This window comes from Bacillus haynesii (assembly GCF_014042035.1).
Classification (GTDB): Bacteria; Bacillota; Bacilli; order Bacillales; family Bacillaceae; genus Bacillus; species Bacillus haynesii.
Genome location: NZ_CP059494.1, coordinates 2,152,458 through 2,167,397, shown reverse-complemented (window position 1 = coordinate 2,167,397; position 14,940 = coordinate 2,152,458). Strand labels below are relative to the sequence as shown.

The 14,940-nt window shown below is 47.6% G+C and carries 14 protein-coding genes; 8 read left to right on the top strand and 6 right to left on the bottom strand.

The window, feature by feature from the left end:
* Positions 1 to 726, top strand: a complete 726-nt coding sequence (locus H2R00_RS10835; protein ID WP_154996835.1) for a YfjL-like protein — start codon at positions 1 to 3, stop codon at positions 724 to 726.
* Positions 727 to 755: 29 nt separating this feature from the next.
* On the opposite strand, the gene H2R00_RS10830 is transcribed toward H2R00_RS10835, so the two are convergent.
* Positions 756 to 1,331, bottom strand: a complete 576-nt coding sequence (locus tag H2R00_RS10830) for a TetR/AcrR family transcriptional regulator (protein WP_154996837.1) — start codon at positions 1,329 to 1,331, stop codon at positions 756 to 758.
* 107 nt (positions 1,332 to 1,438) lie between these two features.
* Here H2R00_RS10830 and H2R00_RS10825 point away from each other — a divergent pair, with 107 nt between their 5' ends.
* The 6 genes from H2R00_RS10825 to H2R00_RS10800 all read left to right on the top strand — a co-directional run bounded on the left by H2R00_RS10825 (position 1,439) and on the right by H2R00_RS10800 (position 7,671).
* Positions 1,439 to 2,635: a macrolide family glycosyltransferase gene (locus H2R00_RS10825; RefSeq protein WP_182068985.1), complete on the top strand. Its 1,197-nt coding sequence runs from the start codon at positions 1,439 to 1,441 to the stop codon at positions 2,633 to 2,635.
* A gap of 95 nt (positions 2,636 to 2,730) precedes the next feature.
* Entirely contained in the window at positions 2,731 to 3,054 is a 324-nt protein-coding gene (locus tag H2R00_RS10820) for a YckD family protein (protein ID WP_234112743.1), read from the top strand.
* 103 nt (positions 3,055 to 3,157) lie between these two features.
* Positions 3,158 to 4,363 carry an MFS transporter gene (locus H2R00_RS10815; protein ID WP_154996841.1) on the top strand — a complete coding sequence of 402 codons (1,206 nt, stop codon included), beginning with the start codon at positions 3,158 to 3,160 and terminating at the stop codon, positions 4,361 to 4,363.
* Entirely contained in the window at positions 4,356 to 5,096 is a 741-nt protein-coding gene (locus tag H2R00_RS10810; RefSeq protein WP_182068983.1) for a YfjL-like protein, read from the top strand. Before H2R00_RS10815 ends, H2R00_RS10810 begins: the two co-directional genes overlap by 8 nt.
* Before the next feature lie 313 nt (positions 5,097 to 5,409).
* Positions 5,410 to 6,786, top strand: a complete 1,377-nt coding sequence (locus H2R00_RS10805) for a sucrose-specific PTS transporter subunit IIBC (protein WP_154996845.1) — start codon at positions 5,410 to 5,412, stop codon at positions 6,784 to 6,786.
* Between the two features lie 42 nt (positions 6,787 to 6,828).
* A complete protein-coding gene (locus tag H2R00_RS10800; RefSeq protein WP_154996847.1) occupies positions 6,829 to 7,671 on the top strand; it encodes a PRD domain-containing protein in 843 nt (280 codons plus the stop codon).
* A gap of 34 nt (positions 7,672 to 7,705) precedes the next feature.
* Here H2R00_RS10800 and H2R00_RS10795 read toward each other — a convergent pair whose 3' ends face one another.
* The 5 genes from H2R00_RS10795 to H2R00_RS10775 all read right to left on the bottom strand — a co-directional run bounded on the left by H2R00_RS10795 (position 7,706) and on the right by H2R00_RS10775 (position 13,747).
* On the bottom strand, positions 7,706 to 8,212 hold the full coding sequence (locus tag H2R00_RS10795) for a carbonic anhydrase (RefSeq protein WP_154996849.1): 507 nt from the start codon (positions 8,210 to 8,212) through the stop codon (positions 7,706 to 7,708).
* Between the two features lie 11 nt (positions 8,213 to 8,223).
* Entirely contained in the window at positions 8,224 to 10,845 is a 2,622-nt protein-coding gene (locus H2R00_RS10790) for a DUF2309 domain-containing protein (protein WP_182068981.1), read from the bottom strand.
* Entirely contained in the window at positions 10,842 to 12,374 is a 1,533-nt protein-coding gene (locus tag H2R00_RS10785; RefSeq protein ID WP_182068980.1) for an NADH dehydrogenase subunit 5, read from the bottom strand. The genes H2R00_RS10790 and H2R00_RS10785 overlap by 4 nt, the downstream gene beginning before the upstream one ends.
* A 176-nt stretch (positions 12,375 to 12,550) precedes the next feature.
* A complete protein-coding gene (locus tag H2R00_RS10780) occupies positions 12,551 to 12,925 on the bottom strand; it encodes a Na-translocating system protein MpsC family protein (RefSeq protein ID WP_182068979.1) in 375 nt (124 codons plus the stop codon).
* Between the two features lie 270 nt (positions 12,926 to 13,195).
* On the bottom strand, positions 13,196 to 13,747 hold the full coding sequence (locus H2R00_RS10775; protein ID WP_182068978.1) for a DJ-1 family glyoxalase III: 552 nt from the start codon (positions 13,745 to 13,747) through the stop codon (positions 13,196 to 13,198).
* Positions 13,748 to 13,958: 211 nt separating this feature from the next.
* Between H2R00_RS10775 and H2R00_RS10770 the strand changes: the two genes are divergently transcribed.
* A complete protein-coding gene (locus H2R00_RS10770; RefSeq protein ID WP_182068977.1) occupies positions 13,959 to 14,933 on the top strand; it encodes a thiamine pyrophosphate-dependent dehydrogenase E1 component subunit alpha in 975 nt (324 codons plus the stop codon).
* The last annotated feature ends 7 nt before the right edge of the window (positions 14,934 to 14,940 follow it).

The window sequence follows — 14,940 nt, the reverse complement described above, 5'->3', positions numbered from 1 at the left end:
ATGATGAAAAAGAAAATCTTGTATAGCGTATTGATTGTGCTGCTCGTTTCCTTTGTGCTTGCCGCATACAACGCCTTCAACGGAAATCCCGTAAGCAAGAGGCTGTCTCAAACGAAGCTTGAGCATTATTTGAATGACCGCTATCCTGAAAAAGACTTGCGGATCGACAGCGCTATCTATAATTTCAAGTTCGCCGAATATGTATTTGAAGTCACTGATACCGGCGATCAAAAGCGCAAAGATCCTTATCTGTTTTCTTTGAGAGGATTTATTCAACCTGAAGTGCACACGGACGGGATCTATGAAGAGAACCTCAACGAACCGCTGATGGAGCGGCTTGGAGAAGAAGCCGGAAAAGAAATCAAAACGTTTTTATCGAAAAGCATAAACGATCTGAAAGACGTTCATGTGTATGTGGAGGTATTAAAAGGAAAGCTGAAAAATGACGCAAAATGGGAGAAAAGCCTCCGCTTAGACAAGCCGATGGAGATTCATATTTTACTTGATGCCGCAAATGCCGACAGAAAAGACGTATACAAAACGGCGCAAAAGATTCAGCGCCTGTTGAATGAGGAAGGATATGACTACGAAGGCGTGACGATTAATGCGAACATTTTTGATGGGGAAGATATTAAAGACGAGGAGATCGGCTATCTTAAATACAGCACCTCCTTTGAAAAAAATACGGAAATCAAGCTGAAGGATGTTGAAGAGCTAAATGATTAACGATCCATCCTTCAGTTTGAAGGATGATATCATACATGCAAGCCGCCGCAGAAAGCGGCGGTTATCTGTTTAATATAAGTGTCTTTAGCGGTTTTTTGAAACCGGCCGCCAGCCAATGCGCCAGACGAGAAGTATCCGTATAAAGATGACAGAAAGGTGAAGGCCTGTGAACCTGGATCTCCCTTTTTCATCAGGCTTTTGTCCTGCATTGTCTGAAAGTAGTCTGTTAAATAACTGAGGAGCTCTTCCATATGCTTTAACAGAGAACCGAAAAGATCAGTCATCCTTCCGCCGTCTTGAACAGCGATGAGGTAGAGCGGTTTGTTATTTTCCATATGGAGCAAATACGATTCTGCAATCAATGTTAAATCTTTTTCCAGGTTCCAAGTGATATCGTTTTCAAATACGCGCTGAAAGGCTGGTATATAAGAAAATTGTTGAACGGCCGCTTCCAAAAGTCCGAGCTTTGTTTTGAAGTGGCGGTAGACCGTCATCTCGCTGACGCCTGAATGAAGCGCGATATCCTTTATTGTAACCGACTTGAATCCGTATTTTTGCATTAAGTCTAAAGCAGCAGTTATGATCCGTTCGTTCGTCTCTTGCAAAGGTGCTTACCCCCATTTTATGATAGTTAGTAGTAACTAACATCAGTCTAATCAGGCGCTCAATTGATGTCAACCCGTTTCAAAAAGGATAAAAAGGAGTTTTGATCATGAAAAATATTTTAATCGTCAATTTTCCGGCGGAAGGGCATGTCAATCCTACATTAGGGATCACCAAAGCATTTGCTGACAGAGGCGACAATGTGCACTATCTTTCAACAGAAAAGTATAAAGACAGGCTGGAGGGCGTCGGGGCTACCGTCCATTTATACAAAGATCTGGTGAGAAACGCGCATATTGATCCGAATTCACCGTCCGGCCTTCTTGAGTTTTTAAAAATTCATCTCAAAACCTCGCTGTATATTCTAGACATTGTAAAAGAGCTGTCCAAAAGCATTTCGTTCGATGTCGTGTATTATGACACATTCGGTGCGGGTGAATTGGTCAGGGATTATTTGAACATTCCGGGAATCGCTTCGTCGGCTTCATTTCTCTTCGGACAAGAACATATGAAGATTCTGCCGTTGCATCCGGATTCAGGTTCGGAGCTGCACTTGGACAAAGAATGCGAAGACCTGCTTGGGGAACTGAAAGAAAAGTACGGCGTCTCACCGCGGCATACAGGACAGTTTATGAGCAATCAGGCGGAGTTAACCGTTGTGTATACAAGCCGGTATTTTCAGCCTGACAGCGGCCGTTTTGGGGATGATGTGCTGTTTATCGGCCCTCGTTTTCCGAAGCGCCTGGACAAGACCGATTTTCCGGTAGAATCGTTGAAGAATGAGAAAGTCATTTATATTTCAATGGGAACCGTCCTTGGTAAAACTGCTGACTTTTTCAATATGTGCATCAATGCTTTCCGTGATTTCGACGGCAAGGTTGTCATCGCTGCCGGCGAAAAATCGGACTACGCGGATGTAAAAGAAGTGCCGGAGCATTTTATCATTGCACCGTATGTGCCGCAATTAGAAGTGCTTAAAGAAGCCGATGTGTTCATCACACACGGCGGCATGAACAGCGTCAATGAAGGCATCCATTACCGTGTCCCGATGGTCGTGCTCCCGCATGATAAAGATCAGCCGATGATCGCCCAGCGCCTCAAAGAGCTGAATGCGGGATATCCGCTGTTTGCAGAAGAGGTCAATGCTGAAAGATTAAGAGATGCAGCAGAACAAGTACTCACTGACGAAAAATATCAGGAAGGTATTCAAAAAATTGATGAAAGCTTTAGCAACTGCATAGACATGAAAGATGCATTGGCGCGCATTGATGAATATATAGTGCAGAAAAAGTCGCTGCAGCCATAACAGAAAGCCGCTTTTTACTAAGCGGCTTTTTTTTATGCATAAACACCGCAAAAAAGAAAAAAATAGAATGAATCATAGATCAGAAAGGATGTTGCATGATGCGCAAACTGTGCGTTTGCCTGCTTCTTGTCATTCCGCTGTCATGTACGGCTCTCATGTCTTCTGCCTACGGAGAAACACGCGTTTATCAAGAGTTGACGGACAAGCAAAAAAATGAACTGGCTTCTTTGCAAAAGGACATTATGGAAAAGAAAAAACAGCTGATCAATAAGTATGTGGAGTACGGAATACTTGATCAGGAAAGGGGAAAAGAAATCAAGTCTCATATTGAAAAGCGCTATGAAAAAGAGCGGGAAAACGGGTTTTTGCCAAAGTGGAAGCACCATAAAGAAAAACTTCACCAGCATCATATCCATTAAACTGAAAAAGACGGCGTCTCATTTTCTTCGTGACAAATGTGTAAAGACAGGTGTAAACTAATACTCATGTAAACTGCTAAGAGAGTAAAGAGGAGTTGTGAGTATGAAGAAGAACCGTCCTGTTTCAGAGCGCAGACTGCTTGGCATCGCTGGCCTCGGCTGGCTTTTTGATGCCATGGACGTTGGCATATTATCGTTTATTATCGCCGCTTTGCACGCGGAATGGAAGTTGACGCCGCAGGAAATGAGCTGGATCGGCAGCGTCAACTCAATCGGCATGGCTGTCGGGGCATTTGTCTTTGGCCTTTTGGCTGACCGTGTCGGAAGAAAATACGTTTTTATTATTACGCTGCTGTTTTTCTCGATCGGCAGCGGGTTGTCCGCTTTGACGACGACATTGTGGGCATTTTTAGTCTTGCGCTTTTTCGTCGGAATGGGGCTCGGGGGAGAGCTTCCAGTTGCATCTACGCTTGTATCCGAAACGGTTGCGCCTGAGCGGAGGGGAAGAATCGTCGTCCTGCTCGAAAGTTTCTGGGCATTCGGCTGGCTGGCTGCGGCGCTCATTTCGTATTTTATTATTCCGGCCTACGGCTGGCAGATTGCTTTATTGATAACTGCGATACCGGCTTTTTACGCCTTATATTTGCGGATTGCCCTGCCGGATTCTCCGAAATATGAGAAACTTGCACAGGAAAGGAAGCCGACCATCATGGAAAATGTGAAAAGCGTCTGGTCCCGCAAGTATGCCCGGCCTACGGCTATGCTGTGGATCGTTTGGTTTTGCGTCGTCTTTTCCTACTACGGCATGTTTCTTTGGCTGCCGAGCGTCATGGTGATGAAAGGATTCAGCATGATCAAGAGCTTTGAATACGTCTTGATCATGACGCTGGCTCAGCTGCCAGGCTATTTCTCCGCGGCATGGCTGATTGAAAAAGCCGGTCGGAAAATGGTGCTTACCGTCTACTTGTTAGGGACGGCTGTCAGCGCTTATTTCTTCGGATCGGCTGAATCGCTGGCGCTTCTGCTTGCGTCAGGCATGTTTTTATCGTTTTTCAACCTTGGTGCCTGGGGCGCGCTTTATGCTTATACGCCGGAACAATACCCGACATCAATCAGGGGGACCGGCGCAGGAATGGCAGCCGGCTTTGGCCGAATCGGCGGCATCCTGGGCCCGCTTCTTGTCGGCTATCTCGTCGCCCGGGGAACAGAGATTTCAATGATCTTTTTCATCTTCTGCGTCGCTGTTGTTGCGGCCGTCGCGGCCATCTTCTTTTTGGGAACGGAGACGAAGCAGAAAGAGCTTGTCTAATGTCCGAATTCTGTTTCATAATAGACGGGATGCGAGAATTTGGAAAGAGTTGATTGAATTGAAAAAGAAAGCCATCATTACAGGTCTCTCATTGTTGATTCTTGTGACAGGCTGTTATGTGTATAACGCCTTTTACGGAAATCCGGTCAGCCGCGCGCTGGCTGAACAAAAGCTTTCGGCATACTTGCAGGAAGCCCACGCCGGTGAAACCTTAAATATGAAAGGAAGCTCCTATAATTTCAAGTTCGCTGAATACCTTTTTCGCATGTCAGATGAGCGGAATGATGAGTACATTTTCAGCGTAAAAGGTGGATTGCACCCGGCTGTCACAAACGATGGCATCAAAGAAGCCAGACAGGAAAAGACGAGAACCAGACTAAGCAAAGAAGCCTCAGATGAGATCAAGGCAGAGCTTGAAAAAGAGCTGAAAAACGTGATCGACGTCCAAGTTTCTCTATCTGGAAGCTATGATGTCAATACAGATTGGAAAAAACTGAAGCAAACAGAACCGATCGCTGTTACAGTTACCTTGAATTCAGGCCGGGACGGCCAGAGGCAGGTCTATGACCAGGCAAAAGCGGTGAAAAAAATATTGAGCGGCTACCATTATGAAAACATTGAGATTGACAGTATGGGCTTAGACGGGGAAGACCGGCCCGGCTATGTGAAGTACAATGTGCATGTTTCAAAGGACCGCGCGATAGTCATTGAAGATGTAGAGAAGGCGCTGTAACGCCTTCTCTTTTTTTATATGCAGGATATATAGGCGGTTTGCACTATTGATGTCCATGGCCGAAGAGAATAGAATCATATTAAGAACAAATATCGCCGGGATTGTTACTGGTAAGGCAGGCAAGACCTAAAATGTGCTAAAGGAACCGCAGACCTTAGTGTGCTTTTTTGCGCCTATCGGCTGATGCTTTCGCATGTTTTAGGTCTTTTTTTATTCCTTTCGCCGGGGGTCTTTAGATGTAATGGCACATTTTTCATTTTGATCGTCTTCTGTTGATTTGATAGGATAGAAAAATTGGAGGAGGTAGATCCGGGTGCTGCAAAAAGAGATTGCAAGAGTTCTCTTGCCCCTCATTGGAGGCGTGGAGAATATCATCAGCATCAGCCATTGTACGACAAGGCTGCGCTTCAATGTCAGAGATGAAGAAAAAATCGATATAGCTGCTATTGAAAAGATGGAGTCTGTGCAGGGGACTTTTTTCAGATACGGTTTGTTCCAGATCATTTTCGGTACAGGTGTAGTCAATAAGATTTATAAGGAAATGATCCAATACAGCGATCAGGCTCCTCTTGAAGAAGCCCGCCGGGAGGCGCGGCCAAACATGAACGTATTGACGCGATTTGCCAAAACGCTGTCAGACATCTTTGTGCCGATCATTCCTGCAATCGTTGCGAGCGGATTGCTCATGGGCCTCATCAGTGTGCTTAAAGAATTCAGCCTCGGCGCTTATGGCGGCCCGCTGATGAAAATGCTCGACATTTTTTCAAGCTCAGCGTTTGTCATTTTGCCTGTGCTAATCGGGTTCAGTGCGGCTAAACAGTTTGGGGCGAATCCGTTTTTAGGCGCTGTCATCGGCGGAATTCTGACCCATCCCGATTTGCTCGATCCTTCATTGCTCGGCAGCCAAAAGCCGGAATCCGTCGAAGTATTCGGTCTTGAAGTCCCTTTGATCGGATACCAGGGGACCGTCATTCCGATTCTCTTATCTGTCTACATAATGAGCAAAATCGAAAAATTCTTAAAAAGAATCGTCCCCCGTTCTTTAGATTTGCTTGTCGCACCGTTTATTACAGTCATGGCTTCCGGATTTGCCGCGCTGTTTATCATGGGGCCGCTCTCACTGATCATCGCCCATTTCGTAAGCGACTGTCTCGGGTTTGTTTATCATTTTGCGGGGGCTTTCGCCGGATTTTTATTTGGCGGGCTTTACTCCTTACTCGTTTTGAGCGGCCTGCACCACAGTTTTTATGTGATTGAAGCGTCGCTGCTCGCAGATCCCGAATATGGGGTCAATTTTCTGCTTCCAATATGGTCGATGGCCAATGTCGCACAGGGAGGAGCGGGACTCGCCGTGTTTTTGAAAACAAAGAATGCCGGCATCAGAAAGATTGCGATTCCGGCTTCTCTCACCGCCTTTTTGGGAATCGTCGAACCTGTCATGTTTGGCGTCAACCTGAAACTCGTCAGGCCGTTTATCGGCGCATCGATCGGAGGCGCCCTCGGAGGTGCATACGCCGTCTTCACACACGTGGCGGCAAATTCTTACGGATTGTCCGGCATCCCGATGATTTCAATCATTCTCCCTCTTGGCACCGCCAATCTCATTCATTATTTAATCGCTTTTGCGATTGCGGTGATTTCAGCATTCATTGCGACTTTGTGTCTTGGCTTTAAAGATGAAAAAGAATAATTCCGTTTTCATTCATTAAAACAGGATGAAAGGAAGGCAGCTATGAAAGTAAAAAAAATCTTAAATAACAATGCGCTCGTCGTAAAGGATCGCGACGAGGAAAAGATCGTATTAGGGTCCGGAATCGCATTTCAAAAAAAGAAGAATGATATTGTCGACAGATCTAAAATTGAAAAAATATTCGTGATGAAAGATTCATCAGAATACCGCCAATTCGAGGAGATCTTAAAAACGTTGCCGGAAGATCATATTCAGGTGGCGGAGGATATTATTTCTCATGCGGAAAAAGAACTCGGGATCAAAATCAATGAGCGAATCCATGTCGCCTTTTCAGATCATTTATCATTCGCGATAGAACGGTTAAGCAAGGGAATGGTCATTAAAAATCCGCTGCTTCAAGAAGTCAAAGTCCTCTACACGAAAGAATTTCAAATCGGCCGCTGGGCAAAGGCCCTCATTAAAGAAAAGCTGAAGATCGATATTCCGGAGGATGAAGTCGCCAATATTGCGCTGCATATCCACACAGCCAAAACAAACGCGGGAGATATGACAAAAACGCTCGATCTCACAACGATGATCAAGGATATTATCGAGATCATCGAAAATAAACTCAACATTAAAATAAAGGATGAGACGATTTCGTATGAGCGGCTTATCAACCATCTTCGTTTCGCCATTCAGCATATCGAGTCGGGAGAGACATTTTACGAAATGGACAGTGAGATGATCAGCCTCATTAAAAAGAAGTTTGGACAAGCGTTTATGTGCGCAGAAGAAATCGGGGCATTTGTGAAGCGGGAGTATGGCTTTGAATTTCCGGAAAAAGAGCTGTGCTACATTACCATGCATATTCAGAGATTTTATCAGCGGTCTGCTGTCGTGTAAAGAATGCCTGTGTTTAAGACAAAACGGAGCCCTGTTATCGGGCTCCGTTTTTGTTTAAGGTTTCAATTTCCGTTAAAATCGAATTTTCGATTAGAAATCCTTTCACTTTGACGTGCAAAGGGATTAACGGGTGCCGGCGGATGGCGGCGACGCTTTTTTGTACGCCTTCGGCCACGTTTTCGCTCGGTGACAGCCATTCATCAATGCTGCTCTGCGTAAATTCCGGACTGCAGTTTTGGAAAAGGTACTCTAAAGTTTGCATTCTATCGTTTAAATCTTTGTCTCTATTTAAAAGGTCAGAAATATCTTCATCTGCCATTTGTTCGTATTTATCGCGGACAATCCAGATTTCTTCCGCTCTGTTCCGGTGGACAAGGGTGATGATATCCCTCATCAAATCACCGTAGGGCTGTGAAATATCAGGGAAGACGCTTTTTAAAACGAGGGCGTTCTCAGGCTGAATATTTGCTGCCCGGCAGATGGTCTGTTCAAGCTGTTTCTCCATTCCGATAATCATCAGTATTTTTTTGTTTTCTTCCATGACATTTCACCTCATTCATTTATCGTGTTTGTCCAGTTCTTCCATTTTCCCTCCGGGTTAATAGATGCCAGATGAATCCATCCGTTCTCTGCCTTTTGTCTGAAGCTGTGATCGCGGTCAAGGAGCCGTTCGATCTCATCATCCGGCGCTTCAATCACGATCAGCAGCCTGAGAGGCGCATGATATATTTCGTCATCTGACCGCATGACAGACTGCCACGGGAGACCGGCCAAAAGGTCGCTTGCATTTCCTTGCATGACGCCGAGGCCGGAAGTGACGGTTTGAGTTGCTTTATTTCCGCTTCCATAATAATGCGGTGCAACGGTTGAGGCGTAATACTGAAGATTGATCCATTGGGCTACTGTCCCAGGCCCTGAAATGATGCCGCTAAGGATGGAGCCGTCTTCATCATTCTGCCAGTCATAGCTGTGCAGAAAAGCCCTTCCCTCAAGATCGGCTCCCCGTGTAAGCCGGCGTGTGCCGATGATGAATGAAGCATTTCGGGCCAGCCCCCATTCGGGACGGATTTCGCTCCAATCTTCGGCGAAGCGCTCAACTTCATTCCGCGGATTTTGATAGCCGAGCTGCGGCAGTTCTTCTAAGCGCTCGGCTCCGACAGTTTGGCTGACATCGGGAAGCACCGAGTTGATGCGGTCAAACGCTTTTTGAGCTTTAGCCGGAAGCTCAGGTACATAGAGCCACTGCAGTTCATCCAATGTTGTAATATGCTCTGCGGCAGCGAATACCGTATCATCCGGAATGAAAATGCCGTCGGAGCGGAGCCTCTCTCTGACGCTTGGAAGGTTGCATAAAGCTGCTAGGACGCGTGCGTTGAAAGCGCCAGATGCGCCTCCGCAGGCGCCGCAGTCCAGTGCCGATGCATAAGGGTTATTCGTGCTTCTGCTGCCGTGCCCGCAAATGACAACCAGCGGAGCGAACCGGTCTGTGATCCCCATCATCTTTAATGCCTGTCTGGCATAGGCGGCTTTTTCTTCTTCCGTAAATCCGACCGGAATGCCGGCTTCAGATGTTTCCATGCGATCTAGCGAGAGTTTTGCCTGAGGCTTCTTCAGCCATGTTTTCCGCGCATTCCGGAAAGCTTGCCCGGCTGCGCGGGGGACTAGGCTGCGCGCGGCCATTTGCAGGCTCAGCCAAGGCCCGCTCACTTCGGGAAGCAGCATACCCGCCAATAGATTCTGTTTCATCGTTTTAAAGGCGGAGCTCAGTGAAGCTGCCGCTTTTTTATGTTCTTGATACGATTTAAAACTTGATTCTTCGGCCGTTTCTTTTACTCGATGCTGCGGTTTAAGGATGACCGGCAGAGAGCTGTGGCTGTGCTTAGTGCCAAGTTCGCACGTTTCGATTGCCAGATTGAAAAAGCCCGCTGTTCCATACGTTTCAAAAGGGCCTGACTTTTCCAATGCCCGGCGGAACGGCTCTGAACGGACATCAATACAAAATGCGAGCTGGGCCAGCACCGGTTCACTTTTGGCGGGAGCGGCAGGTCTGTTTGCCGCGATGAGCTTCCTTACCTCAGCGGCGTATGTTTGTTCCCACGCTTCCAGCCAGATACGCCTGCGCGTTATATCATCAAAGCGGCGGGCGAGTGTTAATCTCGCTTTTTGCTCTGCTGCTGAAAGTTCGAGCCATTCGTCAGGCGTAAGGCCGCCCCAATGCAGCCAGGCCGCAATCAAAGGAACGAGAAGCATCTCTTTTTCAGGCTTTGGCTTAGACAGCGGCAAATAAGGTTCAATAAGCATCCATTCCATTGAAAGCCGGACAGCCAAATACTCAAGCAACAGCCGTTCTTCATCCTGCGATTGCTGGGAACGCCAAAGCATCATTCCGGCCCATCCCGGCAGAGAAAGCAAATGAGCTTCAAGGTACGCCTGAACGTCTCCATCAGAAATATCAAGCGCTCGGAGTGCTCTTTTCATAGCGTCCCGCGGCTCTTCCGGCCACCCATTCATTCGTTGGCGTTCCGCGCGCGACAGGGCGGGATCATGTTCAACAAGCTGCCGCCATGCGCTGTAAAACCCTTTCTCACGATGCGGAAGCCGCCATGCCGATTGTGATTCATCAAGGAACAGCTTGCACCATTTAATCACATGATGATCAAGGAGGTGAGCGGTTTGTTGTCCGGCAAAAACGCTAAGCGGTTTGATCAAGCGTGTTTTCCGGTCATCGATTGTCCCGCGGGCCGCTTGTTTGGCAAGCTTTTTAACTTGTCGGGAGCTCAAGAGCTGTTCAGGTATTTCGTCCAGCTTGAGCGCGGCTTTGCAAAATGCTTCCGCTGTTTCCCTCTGCATGCCGGGCTGATGTGAATCGAGCCAATTCATCAGCTTTTTTTCAAGAATCGACTCATCGATTTCTCCCCGTTGTTTTGCGGAGCGGAACATGGAGGACTTTGGGTAGATATCAACATGAAGCTGCTGTTTAAGCTGCCGGGCCGTCTGTTCAAATGTTTGTTCTTCAAGACCCATCCACGGATGGCGCGCGGCAAAGGTTTCAATCGGCCATAGCGGCGCAATGACCCGTGCTGCTGATTGAACCAATTCGTCAATATTAAAGTCCGCGTTCTGATGTTCATATTTGAAGATCAATTGTTTAGACAATGTGGGTGCTGCTTTCATGATTGACGACCTCCTTGAGTAAGATATTGGTCAAGATAATTCGGCCTTTCTTCGACCGATTCGGAATGAGGCTCACCCGCTTTTACAAGACGCAGATAAAGTGCGCCGGACCATGCAAAGCGCTGCCGAACGATCAAGGCGCCGGCCGCACTGCCGGCTAACAAAACGACTGCCGTTAAAACGGCCGCCATTGCAGGCGGCTGCGCCCCCTGTACAACAGCTTCCTTCAGGAGCCCGTGTAAAACGGAATGAATGATGGCAAACGCGAGTGAAGCCCCCGTTAAAATGAAAAGTCCGGCAATTCGTGTGACGCGTCCGTAATTGGCTGTGACAAGCTGTCTCCAAGCAATGAACAGTGCCCAGCCTAAAACAAGGGCGCTGATCAATTGATAGCCATCGTCTGCAGCGGAGAGCCAGATTCCGATGACGAGAGTAAGAGCAAAGACGCCGCCTATCATGTCCCAAAAAAGAGCCGGTTTGCCTCGTTTAGATGCAGATGATTCATAACGGCGTACCGCTGATCCGGCTTGCAGGAAAAGGGCGGCTTTGAACAGGCCGTGCAAAATGAGATGAATAACAGCCGCAATATAGGCCCCTAATGCGCATTGGACGAGCATAAAACCCATCTGCGCGACAGTTGAAGCTGCGAGTTGCCGCTTGTAGTCCGTTTGGACGATCATCATGCCTGTTCCGAGCAAGACGGAAAGGACGGCGGGAACAAGCAGAATAAGCTGCAGCCCATCACCGCTGAACATCGGTGCGAAACGGGTCAGCATGACGCCGCCTACATTTACGAGTCCGGCGTGCATGACCGCGGAAACGGGAGTCGGGGCGATTGCAGAATCGAGCAGCCAGCGATGAAACGGCCACTGTGCTGCAGGAATCATCACCGTTAAAATGATGAGGAGACCGATCCCGGTTTTCTCCCATGAGCTGAGCTGTACAAGGCTTTCTTCCGCTAAGGCAGATGATAATTGCCAGTGTCCCGTCGCGAGAGACAGCCAAAGAGCGGCTGCTGCTATCGCCAGCCAGCTGAGCGCAAAGATCCGGCCCGCATACAAAGCGGCATTTTTCGCCGCCTGCCACGCGCTGTTTAAGCCGATTAGCGCAGTCAAGCCGAACAGCGTGATACCCCAGCATAAGAGGAGCCAGCGAAGATCATCGTTCAGCCAGGCGCATGAAGCTCCTCCGGTCGTAAGCGTCAGCAGCACAAAAAATTTACGGTAGGAGCGGTCGCCGAACAAATACCGGACAGAGTAGCGCTGGACGATGAAGCCGATGGTCAAGACAAACAAGGCGATCAGCCAAGCCAGCGAATCCAACCGCCAAGGAGCTCCAGCCTGCCCGGGATTTGCCGTTATCAATGCTGCCAGCGCGGCAAGCGGCGGCAGGGCGATGATCTTGGCGTGAATCCGTACATATGTCAATGGAACCTTTCGATTCAGGACGAGCAGTGCACTGAACAAACAAAGCGCAAGCGACGCGAAAAATATTTTCAGCCAAAATAAAGAATCCAGCAGATCAAACACCCGACATCACTCCGTCGGGATAATGGAAAAGAATATATTGTTTCATGTCTTGCCTTCCTTTCTGAAAACGTAAAAAAAGCCGGTATATTCAGGATTGGCCCATTTCAGCCAATCTTTCTGAATGATACCGGCTTATCTTTAACTCATGTTCATGCTTTAAAGATCTTCCGTTTTTTCTATGACAATTTTTTTTGCAGGTCGTTAGCCAATTTAAACACCATGATCCGCTCGCCTGTACGCGTGCTAATATCGGTGTGAAAGCTGATCGTCTCTTCACCGGTCAACTCCTTCATTATGCGGCTCAGTTGTTCTATACCCGATTCCACCAAACCGGAGCGGGTTCTTTTAATTGACAGCAGGCCTTCTTTTGTACTGCAAAGTTCGTATTCGGCGGGCGTCAAAATACCGTTCAGGGAAATGATGACCATATTTCTGAGAATATCTGTTTTAACAGACACGGACCCGCGGCCTAAATAGTCTTTTTCCCACTGGGTTAAGGCTTTGCTTATCTCCGCCTCCAAAGACCCCTTCGTCACTTTCTGTTTTTCCAATGTTATATCCTCCTGAAAAACGGTATATTTCTTTTCCTTATACACGAAGATAGGGAAAATGAAATATACCGTCCTATCAAAATGTTAATGTCATGCATGGTAAAGATTGCTTTTTCACGCGACCATAATGGGATTATAGCCGAATGCTAAAGCTCTTTTACATGAGATTACGATTATTGATTTTACGGAATTACTTTTTTAATATCATATCTTTTCAGATTTATGATGTCAATACCGTTCTTTTATTGGATAAAAAAGAGGAAGGCCGTCTTAGCAGACGAGCATTCCCTTTGCAACTGCATCGGCTTTATCTTTGCCGTTCAGCAATTCGGCAAGCTTGAGGGCAAATGGGATCGTGGTCGCCGGCCCTCTGGAAGTAATGATGTTTCCATCCACGACGACATTTTCATTTGCAGTGACATCCGCGCCTGTCAAATGTTCTTCAACTCCCGGATAGCAGGTCGCTTTTTTTCCGCTGACAAGCCCCGTTTTTCCGAGCGTCATCGTTGCGGCGCATATGGCGGCAACATATTTTCCTGCATCCGCCGCTTCTGTCAGCGTCTTATGCAAAGCTTGATGTTCCAGCATTTTTTTGCTGCCTACATTTCCGCCCGGAAGAATCAGCATATCCGCTTCCTGAACATCCGCATCCTCAAACATGACGTCTGCCTCGACGACAATGTCATGCCCGCCTTTCACGCTGCGGGATGGATCAAGCGAGACGGTGACGGTATCAACTTCAGCCCTCCGTAAAATATCAATCGTTGCTATCGCTTCAATTTCTTCAAATCCGTCGATTAAAAAAACATACGCTTTCTTCATGAAAAAAACCTCCTTCGTCTCTACCGTTCATTCTAACTGCGGCAAGGACATTTCCGCAACTGACGAAGTAGACAAATTGAGACACCTGTCTCGTTTTGTCTCTTGTTCTGGAAGGATGTCCGACTGAAAAGAGCTTTATGTTCGCGTCGGAGAGCTGGCACGATTCTTGCATCATAACGTGTGAGTAAAAAAAGACAGGAGGTTTTTTCATATGGAAGAGGCACTGACAAAGGAAAAAGCGGTGTGGATGTATCAAAAAATGCTGGAAATCCGCCATTTCGAAGATCGGGTTCATCAGCTGTTTGCTCAAGGGATACTGCCGGGTTTTGTCCATCTTTACGCCGGAGAAGAAGCGGTCGCTGCGGGCGTTTGCGCCCATCTGAATGACGAAGACACCATCACGAGCACACACCGCGGTCATGGGCACTGCATTGCAAAAGGGTGCGATTTGAAGGGGATGATGGCCGAGATATACGGAAAATCTGCAGGACTTTGCAAAGGAAAAGGCGGATCGATGCATATCGCAGACTTTGACAAAGGGATGCTTGGCGCAAACGGAATCGTCGGCGGGGGATTTCCCTTGGCCTGCGGAGCTGCCCTCACTGCAAAGTATAAAAAGACTAAAAATGTAAGCGTTTGCTTTTTTGGTGACGGCGCCAACAACCAGGGGACGTTCCACGAAGGGATCAACCTTGCCGCCATCTGGAAGCTGCCTGTCATATTTGTCGCCGAAAACAACGGATATGGCGAAGCGACGCCGTTTTCCTATGCGTCAAGCTGCGAGTCGATCGCAGATCGTGCGGCCGCCTATGGGATTCCGGGCATTCGCGTGGATGGAAAAGATGCGGTCGCGGTTTTCCAGGCTGCGGGCCGGGCGATAGAGCGTGCCAAAAACGGAGAAGGACCGACGCTCATTGAGTGTATGACATACCGGAACTACGGCCATTTTGAAGGAGATGCCCAGCGCTACAAAACAAATGAAGAAAAGGCGGTTCATCAGGAAGAAAAAGATGCCATTGCCGTGTTCAAAAGCGAACTGCTGGCAAAAGGGCTGATGAGCGAAGAAGAGCAGTCGCGGATTGAAAAAGAAGTTGAAGAAGCGGTGAAGGAAGCGGTCGCATTCAGCGAAAAAAGCGCTTATCCGGAGGAAACCGAACTGCTGACGGATGTATATGTATCCTATTAATTCATGA

Bases quoted from the DNA above. Each gene is read 5' to 3' on its own strand.
- H2R00_RS10800 (WP_154996847.1), top strand. From the start codon at position 6,829: ATGAAAGTAAAAAAAATCTTAAATAACAATGCGCTCGTCGTAAAGGAT.
- H2R00_RS10775 (WP_182068978.1), bottom strand. From the start codon at position 13,747: ATGAAGAAAGCGTATGTTTTTTTAATCGACGGATTTGAAGAAATTGAA.
- H2R00_RS10770 (WP_182068977.1), top strand. From the start codon at position 13,959: ATGGAAGAGGCACTGACAAAGGAAAAAGCGGTGTGGATGTATCAAAAA.
- H2R00_RS10790 (WP_182068981.1), bottom strand. From the start codon at position 10,845: ATGAAAGCAGCACCCACATTGTCTAAACAATTGATCTTCAAATATGAA.
- H2R00_RS10815 (WP_154996841.1), top strand. From the start codon at position 3,158: ATGAAGAAGAACCGTCCTGTTTCAGAGCGCAGACTGCTTGGCATCGCT.
- H2R00_RS10835 (WP_154996835.1), top strand. From the start codon at position 1: ATGATGAAAAAGAAAATCTTGTATAGCGTATTGATTGTGCTGCTCGTT.
- H2R00_RS10820 (WP_234112743.1), top strand. From the start codon at position 2,731: ATGATGCGCAAACTGTGCGTTTGCCTGCTTCTTGTCATTCCGCTGTCA.
- H2R00_RS10795 (WP_154996849.1), bottom strand. From the start codon at position 8,212: ATGGAAGAAAACAAAAAAATACTGATGATTATCGGAATGGAGAAACAG.
- H2R00_RS10825 (WP_182068985.1), top strand. From the start codon at position 1,439: ATGAAAAATATTTTAATCGTCAATTTTCCGGCGGAAGGGCATGTCAAT.